General features: G+C 63.0%; 20 protein-coding genes. 10 read left to right on the forward strand and 10 right to left on the reverse strand.

The window, feature by feature from the left end:
• Positions 1-462, reverse strand: a 462-nt coding sequence (locus tag A2J03_RS11275; RefSeq protein WP_331712370.1) for a Clp protease N-terminal domain-containing protein, incomplete at its 3' end; no start/stop codon positions are given.
• Positions 463-661: 199 nt separating this feature from the next.
• Here A2J03_RS11275 and A2J03_RS11280 point away from each other — a divergent pair.
• Positions 662-1,825, forward strand: a complete 1,164-nt coding sequence (locus A2J03_RS11280; protein ID WP_068373530.1) for an FAD-binding oxidoreductase — start codon at positions 662-664, stop codon at positions 1,823-1,825.
• A 79-nt stretch (positions 1,826-1,904) separates the two neighbouring features.
• Here A2J03_RS11280 and A2J03_RS11285 read toward each other — a convergent pair whose 3' ends face one another.
• Both A2J03_RS11285 and A2J03_RS11290 read right to left on the reverse strand, forming a co-directional pair.
• Positions 1,905-3,461, reverse strand: a complete 1,557-nt coding sequence (locus A2J03_RS11285) for an acyl-CoA synthetase (RefSeq protein ID WP_068373533.1) — start codon at positions 3,459-3,461, stop codon at positions 1,905-1,907.
• A gap of 24 nt (positions 3,462-3,485) precedes the next feature.
• A complete protein-coding gene (locus A2J03_RS11290) occupies positions 3,486-4,511 on the reverse strand; it encodes an LLM class F420-dependent oxidoreductase (protein WP_068373536.1) in 1,026 nt (341 codons plus the stop codon).
• A 67-nt stretch (positions 4,512-4,578) separates the two neighbouring features.
• Here A2J03_RS11290 and A2J03_RS11295 point away from each other — a divergent pair, with 67 nt between their 5' ends.
• Genes A2J03_RS11295 through A2J03_RS11310 form a run of 4 tightly spaced genes read left to right on the forward strand, consistent with a single transcriptional unit; the run spans position 4,579 to position 8,641 of the window.
• Positions 4,579-5,550: a Zn-ribbon domain-containing OB-fold protein gene (locus tag A2J03_RS11295; RefSeq protein WP_068373539.1), complete on the forward strand. Its 972-nt coding sequence runs from the start codon at positions 4,579-4,581 to the stop codon at positions 5,548-5,550.
• Positions 5,551-5,561: 11 nt separating this feature from the next.
• The gene (locus A2J03_RS11300) at positions 5,562-6,611 is read left to right on the forward strand and encodes a thiolase domain-containing protein (protein WP_068373541.1); all 1,050 of its coding nucleotides are present in this window, start codon (positions 5,562-5,564) and stop codon (positions 6,609-6,611) included.
• Positions 6,612-7,781: a thiolase domain-containing protein gene (locus A2J03_RS11305; RefSeq protein WP_068373544.1), complete on the forward strand. Its 1,170-nt coding sequence runs from the start codon at positions 6,612-6,614 to the stop codon at positions 7,779-7,781.
• Positions 7,778-8,641 (forward strand): TIGR03619 family F420-dependent LLM class oxidoreductase, encoded by an 864-nt coding sequence (locus tag A2J03_RS11310; RefSeq protein WP_068373547.1) that lies wholly within the window; start codon positions 7,778-7,780, stop codon positions 8,639-8,641. Before A2J03_RS11305 ends, A2J03_RS11310 begins: the two co-directional genes overlap by 4 nt.
• An 87-nt stretch (positions 8,642-8,728) precedes the next feature.
• Here A2J03_RS11310 and A2J03_RS11315 read toward each other — a convergent pair whose 3' ends face one another.
• Positions 8,729-9,997: a cytochrome P450 gene (locus tag A2J03_RS11315; protein ID WP_068373550.1), complete on the reverse strand. Its 1,269-nt coding sequence runs from the start codon at positions 9,995-9,997 to the stop codon at positions 8,729-8,731.
• A 175-nt stretch (positions 9,998-10,172) separates the two neighbouring features.
• Between A2J03_RS11315 and A2J03_RS11320 the strand changes: the two genes are divergently transcribed.
• The gene (locus A2J03_RS11320; RefSeq protein ID WP_068373611.1) at positions 10,173-11,303 is read left to right on the forward strand and encodes a steroid 3-ketoacyl-CoA thiolase; all 1,131 of its coding nucleotides are present in this window, start codon (positions 10,173-10,175) and stop codon (positions 11,301-11,303) included.
• On the opposite strand, the gene A2J03_RS11325 is transcribed toward A2J03_RS11320, so the two are convergent.
• Positions 11,300-11,974, reverse strand: coding sequence for a hypothetical protein (locus tag A2J03_RS11325; protein ID WP_156520326.1), 675 nt, complete (start codon positions 11,972-11,974; stop codon positions 11,300-11,302). The two genes, A2J03_RS11320 and A2J03_RS11325, sit on opposite strands and share 4 nt — an antisense overlap.
• Before the next feature lie 339 nt (positions 11,975-12,313).
• Here A2J03_RS11325 and A2J03_RS11330 point away from each other — a divergent pair, with 339 nt between their 5' ends.
• Positions 12,314-12,733 carry a helix-turn-helix domain-containing protein gene (locus A2J03_RS11330; RefSeq protein ID WP_068373556.1) on the forward strand — a complete coding sequence of 140 codons (420 nt, stop codon included), beginning with the start codon at positions 12,314-12,316 and terminating at the stop codon, positions 12,731-12,733.
• A gap of 112 nt (positions 12,734-12,845) precedes the next feature.
• On the opposite strand, the gene A2J03_RS11335 is transcribed toward A2J03_RS11330, so the two are convergent.
• Entirely contained in the window at positions 12,846-13,121 is a 276-nt protein-coding gene (locus tag A2J03_RS11335; RefSeq protein WP_068373559.1) for a DUF2277 domain-containing protein, read from the reverse strand.
• A 21-nt stretch (positions 13,122-13,142) separates the two neighbouring features.
• Positions 13,143-13,718, reverse strand: a complete 576-nt coding sequence (locus A2J03_RS11340; RefSeq protein ID WP_068373614.1) for a TetR/AcrR family transcriptional regulator — start codon at positions 13,716-13,718, stop codon at positions 13,143-13,145.
• An 87-nt stretch (positions 13,719-13,805) separates the two neighbouring features.
• On the opposite strand from A2J03_RS11340, the gene A2J03_RS11345 reads away from it, so the two are divergent.
• Positions 13,806-15,203, forward strand: coding sequence for a cytochrome P450 (locus tag A2J03_RS11345; protein ID WP_068373562.1), 1,398 nt, complete (start codon positions 13,806-13,808; stop codon positions 15,201-15,203).
• Here A2J03_RS11345 and dinB read toward each other — a convergent pair.
• Positions 15,189-16,370: a DNA polymerase IV gene (gene dinB / locus A2J03_RS11350; RefSeq protein ID WP_068373616.1), complete on the reverse strand. Its 1,182-nt coding sequence runs from the start codon at positions 16,368-16,370 to the stop codon at positions 15,189-15,191. The two genes, A2J03_RS11345 and dinB, sit on opposite strands and share 15 nt — an antisense overlap.
• A gap of 37 nt (positions 16,371-16,407) precedes the next feature.
• Positions 16,408-18,273 (reverse strand): Na+/H+ antiporter, encoded by a 1,866-nt coding sequence (locus A2J03_RS11355; protein ID WP_068373565.1) that lies wholly within the window; start codon positions 18,271-18,273, stop codon positions 16,408-16,410.
• A gap of 109 nt (positions 18,274-18,382) precedes the next feature.
• Between A2J03_RS11355 and A2J03_RS11360 the strand changes: the two genes are divergently transcribed.
• Together A2J03_RS11360 and A2J03_RS11365 are read left to right on the forward strand one after the other, a co-directional pair.
• Positions 18,383-19,192 carry an SDR family oxidoreductase gene (locus A2J03_RS11360; RefSeq protein ID WP_068373569.1) on the forward strand — a complete coding sequence of 270 codons (810 nt, stop codon included), beginning with the start codon at positions 18,383-18,385 and terminating at the stop codon, positions 19,190-19,192.
• On the forward strand, positions 19,189-19,854 hold the full coding sequence (locus A2J03_RS11365; protein WP_068373572.1) for an acetoacetate decarboxylase family protein: 666 nt from the start codon (positions 19,189-19,191) through the stop codon (positions 19,852-19,854). Before A2J03_RS11360 ends, A2J03_RS11365 begins: the two co-directional genes overlap by 4 nt.
• Here A2J03_RS11365 and A2J03_RS11370 read toward each other — a convergent pair.
• On the reverse strand, positions 19,844-20,383 hold the full coding sequence (locus tag A2J03_RS11370) for a GNAT family N-acetyltransferase (RefSeq protein ID WP_068373575.1): 540 nt from the start codon (positions 20,381-20,383) through the stop codon (positions 19,844-19,846). The two genes, A2J03_RS11365 and A2J03_RS11370, sit on opposite strands and share 11 nt — an antisense overlap.
• Positions 20,384-20,397 lie beyond the last annotated feature (14 nt).

Genomic DNA, 20,397 nt, shown 5'->3' on the forward strand with positions numbered 1-20,397 from the left:
GGGGTCTGCACTGGTGACGCGGGCGCTGCCGCGAACCGTCTGGAAGGCGTCGCGCAATTCGCCGGCACTTGCACCGCGGCCGGTGAGGAGCTTGGCGACCTCGGAGTCGCCCGTCGCAAGACCGACCATCAGGTGCTCAGTGGAGACGAACTCGTCGTCGAGTTCGGTCGCAAGGCTCTGAGCAGTGGTGATCGCGGCGAGCGCTTCGCGCCCGAGCTGCGGGGTTGTCGTCGATCCCGTGGCGGAGGGAAGGCGATCGACCAGTGTCTGTGCTTCACCGCGCACCGCAGCTGGATCGACGCCGACAGCCTTCAACAACGGAGAGGCGATGCCGTCGGTCTGATCGAGCAGCGCCACCAATAAGTGCGCCGGACGGATATCCGGGTTTCCGGCCGCGGATGCGGCCTGCAGAGCTGCGCTGAGAGCAGCCTGCGTCTTCGTGGTGGGAGTGAAACTGTCCACCGGTCACCTTCTTTCAACGGAGAAGAACTTGATGTCGATGGGTACAACGTTACAAAGGTTGAGTCTGTTCCGCTCAACTTAACGAATTTTGCAGCAAGGCTCAACGGACAACTCACAGCGAGCATGGCCACGTGACCGCAAACGCGATACCCTCGGGCGGTCTACTTCGGAACCGTCTAGCAATGGCGGAGGTTGATCGATGCTCGATGCGCGAACTATTTCCCTGGTTCGCGCCGGTTTCAAGTCCGTTCTGGCGGCTGATGACGGTCCGGCGCACCTCGCGCGGTCTTTCTACGCCCAATTGTTCGTCGAACATCCTGAGTTTCGCTCCTACTTTCCCGCATCGATGGACGAGCAACGCGACCACTTCGTTCGAGCACTGGCGTACGTCTTCGACAACTTGGACAAGGACGACCGCGTCGAGTCGTTTCTTCGCCAGCTCGGACGCGATCACCGCAAACACGGGATCGACGGATCACATTTCCGCACAGGCGGCTCGGCTCTGATCGCAGCGTTCCGCAACTTCGTCGGCAACGAAGTGTGGACGGACGAGATAGAAGATGCATGGCACAGGACCCTTGCATTCGTCACCGACAACATGGCCGTCGCCGCGGACTCCGACGAACTTCCGCCCTTCTGGGGCGCGACCATCGTCGAGCATCAACGCGTGCTCGACGACCTGGCGATCGTTCGGCTTCAAGTCGACGAGGGCATTCACTACTTTCCCGGCCAGTACGTCAGCGTGCAGATTCCACAGCGCCCCAAACTGTGGCGCTATCTCTCCCCAGCGATCCCGTGCAACCCACAGGGCGAGATCGAATTCCACGTCCGACGCGTGTCCGGTGGCTGGGTCAGCCCGGCGATCGTCACCGAGTCGGTCGTCGGCGATCGCTGGGCCATCAGCCCTCCGCTCGGCGGGCTGCAGGTCGATCGCAGCGTCCAGGACGACGTCTTGATGATCGCGGGTGGGACCGGCTTGGCGCCGCTGCGCGCACAGATCATGGAGATGGCGCGGTACAGCCGCAATCCACGAGTCCATCTCTTCGTGGGCGGTACCTATCCGCGGGACCTCTACGACATGCACACCTTGTGGCAACTGTCGCTGTCCAATCCATGGCTCACCGTCGTTCCGGTCACCGAGGAGGACGAGGACCCGTGGTGGCACACCACGGGAACGCTCGAACTTCCATGGGGAATGCACCAACGGCTGCATGGACCGATAGGCAAGGTGGTCACTCAGTTCGGATCGTGGGCGGATCGGCAGATTCAGATCTGCGGTTCGCCGTCCATGGTTCGAATGACCCTCTATGCGCTTCGCAAAGTCGGCACTCCGATGGAGCACGTGCAGCACGATCCGCTGTAGGCGGCTCCGCCCCCAGTGGCACGGTTAAGTGCCATGGGGTGAACTCAACCGCGCCACTGGGCGCGGAGCGCCCAGTGGCCTAGATTTTCGCGCGTCCCTGCCAGTACGGATCACGAAGCTTGCGCTTGTACAGCTTTCCGTTCGGATCGCGCGGTAGCTCGTCGGTGTAGTCGACGGATTTCGGGAGTTTGAATTTGGCCAGCCGCTCCCGCGCGAAGGCCATGATTTCCTCGGTCAGCTCTTCGTTCGGCTCGACGCCCACCTCCGGCTGCACGACGGCTTTGATCTCCTCACCCCAATCGACATGTGGCACACCGAAGACCGCGACGTCGGCCACCTTCGGGTGTGTGATCAACTCGCCTTCTATCTCGGCGGGATAGATGTTCACACCACCCGAAATGATCATGTCGGACTTGCGATCACAGAGAAACAGATAGCCGTCCTCGTCGAGGTAGCCGATATCGCCGAGCGTGAACAGATCCCCGACGCGTGACTCCTCGGTCTTCTTCTTGTCGTGGTGGTATTCGAAGCTGGACCCGCCCATCCGCATGTACACCTGACCGGGTGTACCGACGGGAAGCTCACTGCCGTCGTCGCCGAGCACCTTGACCACCGAATTCGGCCAGGCAGTTCCGACAGAACCTGGTTTGCGCAGCCACTCCTTACCGGAGATGACCGTGCCCCCACCCTCGGTCGCGGCGTAGTACTCGGTGACGACCGGCCCCCACCAGTCGAGCATCCGTCGTTTCACCTCCTGCGGACACGGCGCAGCTCCGTGGATCATCACGCGCAGCGAGGACACGTCGTACTTCGCACGGACTTCGTCGGGTAACGCAAGCAGTCGATGAAACTGAGTCGGGACCATGTGGCTGTGCGTGACGCGATGCCGGTCGATCAGCGCGAGCATCTCTTCCGGATCCCACCGATCCATCAGAACTACTTTGTGTCCCAGCTGAATCGAGATCGCAACGAAGTTCAGCACTGCCGTGTGATAGAGCGGAGAACCGCAGATATGGACGTGATCGTCGAACGGTTTGATTCCGAATATCCCGAAGAATCCACTCGACGCCAGAGGCACCTGATCCGGATCTGCACCGGTGAGCGGGCGTCTGACGCCTTTCGGCTTTCCGGTCGTGCCCGACGTGTACAGCATCGGCCCACCAGCGGTACGAATATCGGGTCGCTCGTCGGAACCGCCGAGATCGCGCAGCGGCGTGAACCCGTCTATGGATCCGACCGAGAACCTGCCCGGGGTGCCTGCCTCGTCGGCCGCCTGGCGAGCGGCGTCGGCGAAACGCTCCGATGCGACAAAGGCTTTCGCCTCGCTGTCCTTCAAGATGTACGCGACCTCGGGTCCGGTGAGATGCCAGTTGACCGCGACGATGTAGAGGCCGGTCTGGAACGCCGCGAAATAGAACGCTACGAGATCGGCGCTGTTGTGGAGCATCATCACCACGCTGTCGCCGGGTCTCAGCCCCATGTCCTGCAGACCCCGTCCGTATCTGTTGGCGTCGGAGACCAACTCGCCGTAGGTGTAGCTCACGCCACCCGGTTGGCCGGCGTCGACCAAGGCGATCCGGTCCGGTTCCTCGGCGGCGATATTCCAGAGTCCACCCGTTCGCGTCGCAGTCGTCATGCCCCCAATCTAGAACGTGTTCTACTAGTTGAGCAAGGCCCCGATGTCGGTCACTTCCGACGCAGTGCGCGCAGTCACCAACAACATCGTCACCCCCGCATCCTCCCAGCGCTTCACTTCGCGACGAGCATGATCGGCGTCACCGATGATCATCGTCTCGGCCACCATCTCGTCGGGCACGACGGCCGCGGCCTCCGCTTTGCGGCCGGACATGAACAGTCTCCCGATCTCGTCGACCTCGCGCTCGTACCCCATTCGGCGATAGACCTGCGCATGGAAGTTGAGTTCGGGCGCACCCATGCCACCGACGTACAACGCAATGGTGGGCTTGAGCTGGGCGATTGCCGCGACCCGATCGTCGGTGAGCACCACCTGACACGTTGCGGCGATCTCGAAATCCTGCCGAGTTCGCCGAGCGCCGGGACGCGCGAACCCCTCGTCGAGCCACGTGTCGTACATCGGCGCGAGCCGTGGGGAGTAGTAGATCGCGAGCCACCCGTCGGCGATCTCCGCCGTCAGTGCGACGTTCTTGGGCCCCTCGGCGCCCAGCCAGATCGGCAGGTCCGCCCGAAGCGGGTGCGTGATCGGCTTGAGTGCTTTACCCAGACCAGTCCCGCCGACGGGAAGCCGATAGTGCGGGCCATCGCTGGTCACCGGACCTTCACGCGCGAGAACCTGACGCACGATGTCGACGTATTCGCGGGTGCGCGCCAACGGCTTTGCGAACGGCTGCCCGTACCACCCCTCGACGACCTGCGGCCCGGACACACCGAGGCCGAGGATCGCGCGGCCGCCGCTCAGGTGGTCGAGCGTGAGCGCGTGCATTGCACAACTCGTCGGCGTCCGGGCCGACAGCTGCGCCACCGAGGTCCCCAGCCGCACTGTCGTCGTCCGCGACCCCCACCACGCAAGCGGGCCGAATGCATCGGATCCCCACGATTCGGCAGCGAAGATGGCGTCGAATCCCGCCGCCTCGGCCGCGTCGACGAGCTCCCCCACTCCCGACGGTGGCTGCGCGCCCCAGTATCCGAGCTGCAATCCGAGCTTCATTTCGCACGCCTTCCATCCGACCGGTCTTGCCACCATAATAAGAACCTGTTCTACTAAAAATGTGACTATGGTGAACACACCACTCAGCGCACCTCTGAACAACGCCTTCGATTACACCCGCTCGGTCGGGCCGACAATCGGAGAGTTCTTGACGGGCTTGCGCCGCAAACAGATCATCGGCGGACGCGGAAGCGACGGGAGGGTGTACGTACCACCTCCCGAATTCGATTCCGCCACAAAGGAACCGATCACGGAATTCGTCGACGTCGGATCTTCCGGCACCGTCGTGACGTGGTCGTGGGTACCTGTGCCGTACGACGGGCAGCCGCTCGAACATCCCTTCGCCTTCGCCCTGATCCAACTCGACGGAGCCGACACCGCGCTGCTGCATGCCGTCGACGCCGGTTCGTCGGCGAACATGTCGACGGGTATGCGCGTCCATGCCCGATGGGCGGAGGATCGGGTCGGCGATATCCATGACATAGCGTTCTTCGAACCCGGAGAGGGCGGCGACCAGCCTGATTCCGGTTCTGATCCCGGGCCTGATCCCGGCGCCGAGGCCGTCACCATGATCACCACCCCGGTCCGGCTGCAGTACATGCATTCCGCGTCGGCCGAAGAAAGCTACTACCTGCGCGGACTCGCAGAGGGCCGCATACTCGGTGGCCGAACCGACTCCGAGGGCAAGGTCTACGTCCCCCCTCGCGGCGCCAGCCCCACCGACGGGCGGCCGACGGCAGAGCAGGTCGAACTTCCCGACACAGGCGTCGTCACGACGTACTGCATCGTCAACGTCCCGTTCCTCGGCCAACGCATCAAGCCGCCCTACATCGCCGCCTACGTGCTGCTCGACGGCGCCGACATCGCGTTTCTGCATCTGATTCTGGAGTGCGAGCCCTCGGAAGTGCGGATGGGCATGCGTGTGGCAGCGAAGTGGAAGCCGCGTGAGGAGTGGGGTTACACCCTCGAAAACATCGAGTACTTCCGCCCGACGGGTGAGCCCGACGCGGACTACGACACCTACAAGCACCACCTGTAGAGAGGCGAGCAATGACCGATATCGCAGTGGTGGGCTTCGCACAGGCACCCAACGTCGCGCACACCACAGGCACCACCAATGGCGTCGAAATGCTGGTTCCGTGCTTTCAGCAGCTGTACGCCGAACTTGGAATCAGCAAGTCCGACATAGGCTTTTGGTGTTCCGGATCCTCGGACTACTTGGCAGGTCGAGCGTTCTCGTTCATCTCCGCCATAGATGCGATCGGTGCCGTACCGCCGATCAACGAGTCACACGTCGAGATGGACGCGGCGTGGGCGTTCTACGAAGCGTGGATCAAGTTGATGACGGGAGAAGTCGAGACTGCCCTCGTCTACGGGTTCGGCAAGTCCTCCGCCGGCACACTCGCGAAGGTTCTCGCGTTGCAACTCGATCCGTATCTCGTCGCACCGTTGTGGCCGGACTCGCTGTCGCTGGCCGGGATTCAAGCACGTGCCGGGATCGATGCCGGTAAGTGGGACGAGCGCGCGATGGCAGAGGTTGCCGTACGCAACCGGGCGAATGCGCACCCCCTCGCACAACTCACCGGCGTCCTCGATATCGACGAGTTGCTCGCCACCGACTACATCGCGGACCCACTTCGTGCGCACGACTGCGCACCCGTGACCGACGGGGCGTCGGCGATCGTCCTCGCAGCCGGTGACCGGGCGCGCTCGCTGCGGGAGAACCCGGCATGGATCACCGGGATCGAGCATCTCGTCGACTCCCCCAATTTCGGTGCTCGCGATCTCACGACCGCACCGTCTGCGTACAACGCAGCACTGAAGGCGTCCGGTGGAGATCTGTCGAGCATCTCGGCAGCGGAATTGCACGCACCGTTCACCCATCAGGAATTGATTCTGTCGGAGTGGCTGCCAGGTGGAACGACGTTGAACCCGTCCGGGGGCACCCTCGTCGGGAATGCCATGTTCTCTGCAGGACTCGAGCGCATCGGCCACGCCGCAACCCGGATATTCGACGGCAAGGACAGCAGAGTTCTCGCACACGCGACGAGCGGGCCTCTGCTGCAACAGAATCTGGTCGCTGTCATGGAGGGAAAGTAAGTGAGTAAGCACCCCGCCGCCGTCCTCGGCACCGGCCAGACACACTACGTCGCCAAGCGTCACGACGTCTCGATGTCCGGGCTCCTCCGTGAGGCCATCGATCGTGCCATGCAGGACGCCGAGGTGACCTGGGACGACATCGACGCCGTCGTCGTCGGCAAAGCACCTGACCTGTTCGAAGGCGTCATGATGCCGGAGTTGTTCATGGCCGACGCCATCGGCGCTACCGGCAAACCGCTCCTTCGCGTCCATACCGCCGGGTCCGTGGGTGGATCGACTGCGGTGGTGGCGTCGTCACTCGTGCAGTCGGGCGTGCATCGACGCGTACTCGCGGTGGCATGGGAGAAGCAGTCCGAGAGTAATGCCATGTGGGCGTTGTCGATTCCGGTTCCGTTCAACATGCCGGTCGGTGCAGGCGCGGGTGGCTACTTCGCGCCCCATGTGCGCTCGTACATCCGTAGGTCCCATGCACCTGAGCACATCGGCGCCATGGTCGACGTCAAGGATCGGTTGAACGGCAGCATCAATCCCTACGCGCACCTCAAGCAGCCGAACATCACCTTGGAATCGGTGCAGGCGTCGCAGATGCTGTGGGACCCGATTCGATACGACGAGACCTGCCCGTCCTCGGATGGCGCCTGTGCAATCGTCATCGGCGACGAGGAGACTGCGCGCGCACGCGAGGCCGATGGGAAGAAGGTCGCCTGGATCCATGCGACGGCGATGCGGACCGAGCCTACGACGTTCGCCGGGCGAGATCAGGTGAACCCCCAGGCCGGACGCGACGCCGCGGCCGCGCTGTGGAAGGCGGCCGGTATCACCGACCCGCTGTCGGAGATCGACGTCGCGGAGATCTACGTTCCGTTCTCATGGTTCGAGCCGATGTGGCTCGAGAACCTCGGGTTCATGGCCGAAGGTGAAGGGTGGAAGCTCACCGAAGCCGGAGACACCGCCATCGGCGGACAATTGCCGGTCAATTGCTCGGGCGGCGTGCTGTCGTCCAATCCGATCGGCGCGTCGGGGATGATTCGGTTCGCCGAAGCTGCGATGCAGGTGATGCATCGAGCCGGCGATCACCAGGTCGAAAACGCCAAGAAGGCCCTCGGCCACGCGTACGGCGGAGGGTCCCAATACTTTTCGATGTGGGTAGTAGGGAGCGAGCAGCCATGAAGTACACCGTCGGAATCGCGATGACACCGTTGCACGAGCTGACGGCGCTGGCACAGACCGCGGAGGAGTGCGGCTTCACGTCGATTGCTATTCCGGATTCGTTGTTCTACATGGAAACTCAGTCCGCGGACTACCCGTACACGCCCGACGGTTCGCGGATGTGGAACGAGGAGACTCCCTGGGTCGACCCGCTGATCGCGGCCGCTGCGATGGGCGCGGTCACGACGAGAATCGAGTTCTACACCCAGGTACTCAAGCTGGGTTCGCGCAATCCAGTTCTCCTGGCACGTCAGGTCGGATCGGTTGCCGCGATGACGGGCAACAGGTTCGGATTCGGCGTCGGTATCGGTTGGGCGCCCGAGGAATTCGAGTGGTGCGGGGTGCCCTACGCCAAACGCGGGAAGCGCGTCGACGAGATGATCGAGGTCATCAAGTTGATCCTCGGCGGCGGGATGGTCGAGCATCACGGTGAGTTCTACGACTTCGACAAGCTGCAGATGAGTCCTGCACCGACGAAACCGGTCCCGTTCTACGTGGGCGGCCACACCGACGTCGCGTTGCGGCGAGCGGCGCGCGTCGGAGACGGTTGGACGTCGGCGATGATCAAGTTCGACGATCTGGTGTCCGTCATCGCCCGGCTGAAAGAGCTACGCACCGAGTACGGGAAGGCCGACGAACCCTACGAGATTCAGACGGTGTGCATCGACCGATTCGGCAAGGTCGGGTACGCCGAACTGGAGGAGGCAGGCGTCACCGACATCATCACCGTGCCCTGGATCTTCGACGGCATCGGCTTCGACGGCCCGCTGGAGGCGAAGAAGGACTCGATGCGGAAATTCGCCGATACGCACATTCGCTAGGCCCTCCGGCCCCTAGTGGCGCGGTTGAGTGCACTCCATGACACTTAACCGCGCCACTGGCGGCGGAGCCGCCAGTGGCAACAGCAGCTAGTGTTGGACCGGACACTTACCGGTGTAGTCGACCTGAAACTCCTTGACCCCGTTGAGCCACCCGGACCGCAACCGCCGCGGATCGCCGAGCCTGGAGATATCGGGTATGTGATCGGCGATCGCATTGAACATCAAATTGATCTCCATCCGAGCAAGATTCGCACCGATGCAGTAGTGCGCACCATGTCCACCGAATCCCACGTGTGGGTTCGGGTTTCGCAGGATATCGAACTTGTACGGATCCTCGAACACCTCGTCGTCGAAGTTGGCGGAGCTGTAGAACATCGCCACTCGCTGACCGGCCTGGATCGTCGTACCCCCAAGGTCGAAGTCTTCCTTGGCCGTTCGCTGAAAAGCGACGATCGGAGTCGCATACCGCACGATCTCGTCGGCAGTGGTGTCCGGACGCTCCTTCTTGTACAGCTCCCACTGCTCAGGATTGTCCATGAAGGCGGCCATACCGTGGGTGATCGCGTTGCGGGTCGTCTCGTTGCCTGCCACCGCCAGGATGATGACGAAGAACCCGAATTCTTCCGGCGCCATGTGATCACCGTCGATATCGGCATTGATGAGGGTGGTGATGATGTCGTCTTGCGGGCACTTACGTCGCTCGTCGGCCATCTGGTAGGCGTAGCCGAGGATTTGCGTCGACGCCTCGACCGGGTCGATGTCGAATTCCGGGTCGTCGTAGGACGTCATCTCGTTGGACCAGTCGAAGATCTTCTGGCGATCTTCCTGAGGAACGCCGATCAGGTCGGCAATCGCCTGAAGTGGCAACTCCGATGCGATCTCGGTTACGAAGTCACCCGTGGAGTTCTTTGCGGCGTTCTTCACTATCTCGTTCGCGCGCCGTTCCAACTCCGCGCGCAGGCCGTTGATGGCCTTGGGAGTGAAACCCTTGGATACCAGCTTTCGCGTCTTCGTGTGCTGCGGCGCATCCTGATTGAGCATCACGAAGCGTTGAAGCTCGATCTGTTCGCGGGTGATGTCGTCGTTGAAGCGTGGCAGGGCGGTGTTCTCGAAACTCGAGAAGACGTCGCTGCGCTTGGAGATCTCCTTGATGTCGGCGTGCTTCGTGACAACCCAGTATCCGTCGTCGTGGAAGCCGCCGACAGTCGGAGGTTGCGGACACCACCAGATCTGTTCCTCCTTCCGCAACTCCGCGAACTCTTCGACCGGAATTCGTTGTTCGTAGATGCCCGGATCGGTGGGGTCGAAGCCCTCGGGCAGATCGGGACGCGCAACGTCCTGGTGTACATCTGTCACTGGGTTCTCCTGACAGTATTCGGGTCACTCCGCAAGCCGGACCAGGCTAGGGGCGGACACTTGTGGAACACGTTCTAGATTCATTCAAACACAACCCCGCCTCACTGGGAAGGCAATCACTTGCCATCTTTCGAGAACATGTTCTACTTTCATGGTGACCAGAAAGGAGCTCACCGTGGGCAATCCCGTCATCGTCGAAGCAGTGCGCACCCCAATCGGCAAGCGAGGAGGCTGGTTGGCCGGGCTCCACGCCGCCGAACTACTGGGCGTTGTCCAACGTGGCGCCATCGATCGGCTCGGGATCGCCGCCGAGGATGTCGAGCAGGTGATCGGCGGGTGCGTCACCCAGGCGGGCGAGCAATCCAACAACATCACCCGGACGGCCTGGCTTCACGCGGGCCTACCGTGGCAGAGCGGATGCATGACGGTCGACGCCCAATGCGGCTCGGCCCAGCAGGCCAATCACCTTGTGGCCGGCCTCATCTCCATCGGTGCGATCGACGCCGGCATGGCCTGCGGGGTCGAGGCGATGAGTCGTGTGCCGTTGGGCGCCAACGTCGGTGAGAATGCAGGTCCGCGACGCCCCGACTCGTGGAACATCGATCTCCCGAATCAGTTCGAAGCGGCCGAACGCATCGCCCGACGCCGCGGCCTCACCCGCGCGGACCTGGAGTCTCTCGGAGTCAGATCGCAAGCGTTCGCGAAACGAGCATGGGACGAGGGCAGGTTCGACCGCGAAGTAGTTCCGGTCCGGGTAGGTGACGAGCTCGTCACGCGGGATCAAGGACTGCGCGACACCACGGCCGAGTCCTTGGCGCGATTGAAGCCCGTCATGGAGGGCGGTCTCCATACCGCCGGAACGTCCTCGCAGATATCCGACGGCGCCGCCGCCGTGATTCTGATGGACGAGGACCGCGCCCGAGCGCTGGGCTACATCCCGCGAGCGCGGATCGTCTCGCAGTGCCTGGTCGGCGCCGAACCCGAGTTCCATCTGGACGGACCAGTGCAGGCAACAACCCGCGTTCTCGAGCAGAGCGGCATGAAGATCGGCGACCTCGATCTCTTCGAAGTGAACGAAGCGTTCGCATCGGTTCCGCTGTCCTGGGCGTCGGTACACAAGCCCGATATGGACAAGGTCAACGTCAACGGTGGCGCACTCGCGATCGGGCATCCGGTCGGCAGTACCGGGTCGAGACTGATCACCTCTGCTCTGCACGAACTCGAACGGCGTGACGCCTCGACCGCGTTGATCACGATGTGTGCGGGTGGTGCACTGTCCACCGGCACGATCATCGAGCGAATCTAGGCTTCGCCGACCGCTATGTCGGTCTCGCCGGGAATCAGGCGCGGTTCCCAGGTGGCGGTGACGAGGTAGCCGTCAGGAGTGAAGATCGCATCAGGATCCGGGTCGACAAGCACTGGAAACGAGGTTCCGACGCCCACGTCGATATTCTGAACGAGTTTCCCCCGCTCGCACGTGTAGCGAGTCCCGACGCGAGCCGAACGCGAGTCGATCGCCCACGTTGCACCGATGAAGATTCGGGACAGCTCGTGGTCGTCGACGATTGAGACCGACCCGTCGCGTTCGACTCGAAAACTCCATCCGGCCGGAAGCTCCGTGTCGAATTCGAATCGAGTCGGCGCCGAGGCGTCGAGCAGGTTGATCATCAGGAGTGCACCCTGCTCGGCGGTACGCCGCGGCACGATGACCTCGAAGTGGTCACCGGCATAGAACATCGATCCGAAAGGGCCGGGAACTCCGCGACCGAGTTGCGGCGCACAACTCAACCGCATTCGCACAGACGATTCAGCGTCGGCCGGCCCGGCGCCCTCGTCCGACAGTTCGATCCACTCGGTCGGAAGCATCGGCTCGCGTTCGTCGCACGGCGCGTAGGACAGAACTGCCCGCACGAGGGGCGACACGACCTCCATCCCGCCGCTACCGGTTTCGAATGTTCGACGGCGATTGTCGTTCATGAGCACCCCCGCATCCCATTTCGCCAACCATCGAAAATCTTTGTTCGAACTGCCGCATTTCACCCACAAGTAGACCGGAAGGGCTAACTTTCAGCAACCACACAGAGAGGATTGAATTCCCTCGACGGACTACATGTCGGTCGGGCGAATGACGCGTCGAGCCCGAAAACAGGCCGACCGGTCGACCTACGCGCGGATGCGAGCGTTCAAACGGCGCGCGCGACTGCTTGGCGAGTCGAATCAACCAGCCGCCGACGAATATGGTTACCTACTCGTTATCATTACCGGGTCAACATGAGTACGGCTCGGGTGAACCGAGAAGGGTGCTAGTAGATCCCGATGCCTGCAGACTTCGCCTCGCGGCTGAACACACTGTTCGACAAGGTGCACCCACCCGGCCGTAAGCCCCATACCAACGCCGAGGTAGCCGAGGCTTTGGCAAACGGCGGATACCAGATTTCGAAGCCGTACATATCGCAGCTCCGCTCAGGCCAGAGGACGAACCCCTCGGAGGAGACCGTCGCCGCACTCGCACGATTCTTCAAGGTCAAGCCCGACTACTTTTTCGACGACATCTATGCCGCGCAGATCGAGACCGATCTCGATCTCGTGACTCAGCTGCAAGGCTACGGCCTTCGTCGGCTGTCGACTCGCGCGTTCGATCTGTCCGAGGAATCGCAGAATCTGCTCAGTTCCATGGCCGAAAAACTACGCGCAAGCGAAGGATTGCCGGAGGTTCCCCCCGACAGCACTCGGTGAGCGTTTGCCGCGAGCGCACAATAGCCACGCGATAGCCCACGGTCTTTCAGCACGGCACATCCATCGCGTCGGCACTGAGTACGACCCCGTTCTGCAGCGAGGTGGGCCGCCTCTAGGGTGTTGCTTTTGCCGCGATCCGCGCCTGAACTTCCGGCCTGCGTAGCGGTGGAACCGTCGGAGGAGGCTGCCTGCGCTCGGGGAGCGCATCGAGCAGTCGGTGGGTCGTCGCGGTCACCTCGGCGACGGCGACTTCGAACGCATCGCGGGTCGCGTCGGATGTCTTCTGAACACCGCTGATCTTGCGAACGTATTGCCTTGCCGCGGCTTCGATCTCCTCGTCCGTGGCGTGCGGTTCGAGCCCGCGCAGGGTGGTGATATTTCGGCACATGCCGCCACGATAGCTCTTACCTCAGGTCTCGAGCAGCCCCTCGAGCGCACGAAGGCACAGGTCTCTGACGTCGGATTCGGTGATCGACTTACGATCCAGCCAATCCATGCACACCGCCCGAACGAACGAGACCCACCCACGAAGCGCAGTCTTGGTGATTTCGTCTTCGCGCACTTCGGCAGGCAATGCGGCCAGTATGCGTTCTTGCTGCACCTCGAGCTCTGCCGTCAGGATCGCTTGGATCTCCGCGTCACCCAGCATCGCTCCCCGATTGATCGCTCGCACACCGTGTTCGTGTTCGACCGTGTATCGGATGTAGGCGTCGAGACCCGCGGCGACCTGTTCGGTGACCGGTAGCGACGTGTCGGGTGCCGTGGTGTCGAGAATCCGCGCGGATTCCACCCTCATGATCTCCGCGAAGAAATCGCGTTTCGACGCGAAGTAGTGGTACATCAACCCGCGCGAGACCCCGGCGAGATCGGCAACCTCCTCGATCCAGACGTCCTCGTACGGCCGGTCGGCGAACAAGCGAGAACCGATGTCGAGGAGCTGGGTTCTTCGCGCGTCCGGTGACAATCGCTTGCGGGGGCTGGTCATATCCCGGTCCATGCTACTTGACATGGATTCAGTAGCGGGTACGTTCGTTGTTGAATTGGTGTTCAGTAACGAACGAAGAGGTTTGCCATGGTCACCGACGTCGCTCCCCGGACCTCGGCTCTGCCGCACCCCCCGAGGCGGTTGCCGTTGCTCGGCGACGTCGTCGGGGTGCACCCTTCGACACCCGTCCAGGATTCGATCGCCCTGTCCAGGGAACTCGGTCCTATCTTCGAACGCGTCGTCCTCGGGCGTCAGTACGTCCTGGTGTCGGGCGCCGACCTGGCCGGCGAACTGTGCGACGAAGAGAGGTTCGTCAAGCACGTCTCCCCCGCGATCGAAGGCCTCCGGTCCATCGGCGGAGACGGCCTGTTCACCGCCCACTCGTACGAACCGAACTGGCGCAAGGCACACGATCTGCTGCGTCCCGCATTCGCCCAGAGCGCGATGCGTAGCTACCACCGGATCATGCTCGACGTCGCGTCCGACCTCGTAGCGCACTGGCGCGCCCTCAGCACGGTCGACGTGTCTTCCGACATGACCAAACTGACTCTCGACACTATCGGTCGAACCGGGTTCAGCTACTCCTTCGACTCGTTCACCCGGGACACACCACACCCCTTCGTCGACGCCATGGTCGGCGTTCTCTCGCACAACCAACGTCGGGAATTCATCCCGATTCCGTGGCTCGCGAACTTGGTGTTCCGAAAGGCCGACCGCACGAACGCCGAGAATCAGCTCTTCCTCGAACAGGTCCTCGACGACATCGTGAGAACCCGCCGCGACTCCGCCTCACCGGGCACCACTGGCACTTCCGAGCTGCTCGACATCATGCTCGACGCCGCCCGCGATTCCACGAATCCGAATGCGCTGGACGAGGTCAACATTCGGCAACAGATTCTGACGTTTCTCATTGCCGGTCACGAGACGACCTCTGGGGCACTGTCCTTCGCGCTCTACTACCTGGCGCAGAATCGGCACATCCTCGACGCCGCTCGGGCAGAGGTCGACGAGGTATGGGGTTCCGAAACTCCCACCTTCGAGAAGATCCCCAAGCTCAGACTCGTCCGACGCATCCTCGACGAGACACTGCGCCTATGGCCGACCGCGCCGGCGTTCGCACGCGAGGCACGGGAGGACACCGTGATCGGCGGATTTCACGAGATGAAGAAGGGCGACTGGGCGTTCGTACTCATTCCCGGACTGCACCGCGATCCGGTGTGGGGTCAGGACCCGGAGAAGTTCGACCCCGATCGTTTCCTGTCGGCAGCCGTCCGAGCGCGTCCAGGACACGTCTACAAGCCGTGGGGAACAGGCGAACGAGCATGCATCGGACGGCAATTCGCCATCCACGAGGCTGTTCTGGTGCTCGGGACGATCTTGCAGCAGTTCGAGTTTTCCGTCGAACCGTCGTACCGACTGCAGATCGAGGAACGGCTGACACTGATGCCGAAGAACTTCGAACTGTCGGTCTCAGTCCGGAAGTAGCGGCACGGACAGGCCCGAATCACGGCCCAGCAGAACACCTCTCGTCAACGCCTTCTTTCCGAACTTGCTGTGCACGCCGTCGAGCGCGAGGTCGAGCGCCGACGCGCTCGGTGCATCCTGTTCCTGCTCGAATTGCAGCTCGAGTTGCTCGGCCCCGCTGCGCTCGATGTTGGCAACGGTGACGCCGACGAGGGTGATGCCCTGCTCTGCGATCAGGGACGCAGTGTCGCGAAGCAATGTCAGCGCAGCATCGAGGATGTCCTGCGTGTCGGCCGTGGCACGGCTCAGGGTGTGCGAACGAGTGATCGTCGTGAAATCGGCGAATCGGAGTCTGAGCACGACGGTCCTGCCCGTCCGGTCGGCCGCGCGCATCCGCTGGGTGACACGATCGACCAACGCGATGAGCGAAACCTCGACATCTTTCGGTGATGTCGGACCTCGCCCGAGCGCATGCTGGGCACCGATGGAACTGCGGCCGCGGTAGGTCTGCACCCGTCGGGGATCACGATTGTTCGCGAGCGAGTACAGGTGGTGGCCTGCGCCTTTTCCGAGGATCGAGACGATCGACGCTTCGGACTGTGCAGCGATGTCGCCGACCGTGACGATGTCGAACGCGTGGAGTTTCTCGGCGGTGACCTTGCCGACGCCCCAGAGCCGCTCGATCTTCAGAGGGTGCAGAAATTCGAGTTCACGACCGGGTTCGACGAGAAGCAATCCGTCTGGTTTGCCGACGGCGCTGGCCACCTTCGCGAGGAACTTGGTGGTGGCAATTCCCACGGTGATGGGGAGCCCGACCCGATCCTTGACTTCTCGGCGCAGGCGCTGGGCAATCCGAACAGGCGTCCCCCGAATCTTGAGCAGGCCGGTGACGTCGAGAAATGCCTCGTCGACGGAGATGCCCTCCACGAGCGGGGTGGTGTCATGGAAGATCTCGAAGACAGCCTTGCTGGCTTCGATGTAGGCGTCCATCCGCGGCGGTACGACGATCGCGTGTCGGCACAGCGCTCTTGCTTGCGATCCGCTCATCGGAGTGCGGACTCCGAACGCCTTGGCTTCGTAGCTGGCTGCAAGCACGACTCCGCCGCCGACGAGCACAGGCTTTCCCCGTAGCCGTGGGTCATCCCGCTGCTCGACCGACGCGTAGAACGAGTCCAGGTCGGCGTGCATGATCACCAGCTCATGTTCCCACGCGGGTACGACACGTTCAGGCGGTCAGGTGGTGGACGTAGCACCACCGCCAATCCTCCCCCGGTTCGACGGACTGCATCACCGGGTGCGTCGTGTCGTGGAAGTGCGCGGTGGCGTGCTGCAGCGGTGATGAATCACAGCACGCAACGTGTCCGCACTCGAGGCATTGCCGTAGCGCGACCCACTCGGTGCCGGCACGAATGCACTCGTGGCACGTCCCGTCGGAGGTGTTCTCGGCCACCGGATACCGGTCGAGTTCGTCACACCCGACTCCCGGATGGGCCCGTTGCCCGTTCGCGGTCCTGATGTCCTGGCGGGCCTCGGTCGCGACGTCGATCATCGATTCCTCGACGTCGAGCATTGCCAGCACGTCGCCGACCACCTCGGATGGCACGGTGCCTGCACTTCTGATCTCCAGGATCCGAGCGCGCTCGGCCTGGATCATCGCCAAGCGCACGCGGGCGTAGAGCTCGCTTGGTGTCTCCTGGTCGGCGGTGGTGCCGAGTCGCTCCCACGCCGAGAAGTTCCGCTGATCGACTCGCTGTCGAACCAACGCCTCCACGCCGTGAGGGTCGTCGTAGTCCAGTGCGTCCAGAGCCTTGTAGCCGGCTTTGGACGCCTGCTGGAGCAACGTCGCGCGGGCCAGCGCGTCGTCCATCGGGTCCGGTGACGGCACTTCCAAGCAGCGAGCCAGCACCGGCAACGTCAATCCCTGGACGAACAACGTACCCGCCACGACGGTGAACGCGATGAGTAGCAGGATCTCGCGGTATTCCGTGCCGATCGGGATGATGAACGCGGCGGCGAGTGTGACCACGCCGCGCATCCCGGCCCACCCGATCAGGAACGTGTAACGCCAGGACGGGACGACCCCGGTCGACGCGTCGGCAACCGGCCGAATCAGTGCGAAACGGGCGATGAACACCCAGACCATCCTGATCCCGATCACGCCGACGAGCGTGGCGACGCACACTCCGACGATCGTGGTGGCCGGTAGCGAACTGGTACCGACGTCACGCAACAGCCAGGATGCCTGCAGACCTATCAGCAGGAACACTGCGTTCTCGAGAATGTAGGCGATGGTGCGCCAGTTGATTCGCTCGGCGATCCTCGATTGCGCCGACTGCAGGATCGGGGCCTTGTGGCCGAGAAGCAGGCCGGCGACGACCACCGCGAGAACTCCCGACGCATGGATTTCCTCGGCGACGAGATACGCCGCGAAGGGCACGATGAAGGAGATCGCAGTATCGAGAACAGGATTGGTGAGTCGTTTCCGCACGGTGGCGACGATCTTGAACGTCACCAGCCCGACGAGAATCCCACCGCCCGCCGCGACGACGAAGTCCAATCCGATTCGCCACGCCTGCAGCGAATGGCCGAGCGCGAGGATCGCCGTACCGAGGGCCACCAGCGCCGTCGCATCGTTCAGGAGCGACTCGCCCTCGAGGATCGTCACGATTCGCCGAGGAAGACCGATCCGCCGTCCGATGGCCGTCGCAGCCACGGCATCGGGAGGTGCGACGACGGCTCCGATCGCAAAAGCGGCCGGCCACGAGATTCCTGGCAGGATCGAATGCACGATTGCGCCGATACCCAACGTCGTTGCGATGACGAGCACGATCGACAGCAACAGGATCGAACGGCGATTGGTATTGAAGTCCACCAGCGAAGATTGAATCGCGGTGGCATACAACAGCGGCGGCAACAGCCCGAGCAGGACTACCTCGGGTTCGAGATGAACCTCCGGCACTCCGGGGATGTAGGACACCGCCGCACCGACCGCGATCAGCAGAAGCGGGGGCGGGACGTCCAAGCGTTCCGCGAGCGCCGCGACGGTGAGCACACCGATCGCGAGAACCACGAGCAAGACAGCGATTTCCACACCGCTGATTGTGCTCCCGTTCCTACCGAATCACCGCGCAGGCCACGAAAATCCCACCCAAACTAGAACCTGTTTCTATTATTGACGGCAGTCCCTACGAGAGGCAGCAATGACCGAATTCGAAGGAAAGTCGATCCTCGTGACCGGAGGGGGAAGCGGCATCGGGCTCGGCATCGCCACCGCTCTCGCCGACGCAGGTGCGACCGTCACCATCGTCGGACGCACCAAGAGTAAGCTGGACGACGCGGCCGAAGCCACATCGTTGCGAACCTACCCCGCCGACGTCACCGACGAGGATACCGTCGTCGATGCTGTCGCGTTCGCGACCTCGCACACGGGCAGGCTCGATGGCGTCGTCGCCTGCGCAGGTGGCAACGAGACGATTGCACCGGTGACGCAGATCGATGCAGCTGCGTGGCGCCGTACCGTCGAGTTGAACGTGACCGGAACGATGTTGACGCTCAAGCACTCTGGCCGAGAGCTCGTGCGTGGCGGCGGCGGATCGTTCGTGGCGATATCGTCCATCGCCAGTAGCAACACTCATCGATGGTTCGGGGCATACGGGGTGTCGAAATCCGGCGTCGACCATCTCGTGCAACTCGCCGCGGACGAGCTCGGGGCGAGCAACGTCCGCGTCAACGGCATCAGGCCAGGTCTGACTCGAACGGATCTCGTCGCGTTGATCACCGACGGCGGACCGATTCTCGACGACTACATGCAGTGCACACCGTTGAATCGCGTCGGCGAGGTGTCGGACATCGCCGCTCTCGCACTGTTCCTCCTCGGCACGCAGTCGTCGTGGATCACCGGCCAGATCATCAACGTCGACGGTGGCCAGAGCCTGCGCCGCGGACCCGATTACACATCGATGCTCGAGCAAGTATTCGGCGCCGACGGCCTCAGAGGCGTGACGGCGTGAGTTCGCATACAGTTCTCGGACGGCGCATCGAGATGCCGGTCCACGTGCGCAGCGCCAGGTCCGCGATGGCGTTGTTCTCCGTCGATGCAGCACGCGCACAACGAACCATCGACTACGCGGGATTGAAGATCCGCACGTTCCGTCCCGGCCGGGGGCTGTGCGCGCTCATCTTCGTGCGCTACGAGGACGGAGATCTGGGGCCGTACAACGAATTCGGCGTCATCTTCCCCACCACGACGGGGGTGCTCATCCATCGCCTGCCCGTCGACGGCGACTTCACGATGGCGGCGGGCCGACAGATCTGGGGCTTTCCGAAGGAAATGGCGGACTTCGACGCCAAGTTCGGTTCGACTTTCGACGGCCGACTGAGCCGGGACGGTCGGGAGATTCTCCGACTCGAACTGCGTGCGGGCCTGCCTGCCCCCGGCCGCGCATTCGCACGGCCGCTCGATGCCTACTCGTGTCTCGACGGCGTCACCCGAAGTGCGAGCTGGACTATGACACCGGGGACGGTCAGGACGAGGCCGGGCGGCGCTCGACTCACCCTCGGCGAGGGTCCGCTGGCTTCCGAGCTACGTCAGTTGAACCTATCCCGTCGCGCACTGCTCACGACGCATATGCCCTCTCTACGTATGGAATTCGGGGACGCCGTCACGATGTGATTCGGTCGAGTCGCTGCACGTAGTGCAGCGGCGGGTCGATCGGATTGTCCGCCGGCAACTCGGCCTCACCGACGCGTCGGAAACCTGCCCTCTCCAACGCTCTCCACGAGGCACGGTTGCCGGCAACTACTGGAACGATGATGGCGTTCGACGCCGGGTACGCCTTCCATGTGTCCTCGACGAGCGCAGCGATCAGTCGGGTGCCCCGGCCCTTGTGCGTCTGAGCGACGTCCCCGATGAGGTAGTCGATCGTCGTCGCCTCGTCGGGCATCTCGACGAACTGTGCAATGGCGTCGAGTTCCTCCGGGTAGTCACTCCACCTACACCGTTGGACGTGCGCGAACGGGACGTCGTCCTCGAATGCCAGCAGGTCCTCGGCAGGTTCCTCACCGCGCACGACCGGCCCGAAGTCCCGCTCGATTGCCTCCGGGGTGAATTCCTGATTCCACCACCGCGCAACGTGGGGTTGTGACAGCCACTCGGCGATCAGCGGAAAGTCCGTTTCGACGACGCGACGAAAAGTGATCACGAAGGATCACCGTA

Source organism: Rhodococcus sp. EPR-157, assembly GCF_001647195.1.
Taxonomy (GTDB): domain Bacteria; phylum Actinomycetota; class Actinomycetes; order Mycobacteriales; family Mycobacteriaceae; genus Rhodococcoides.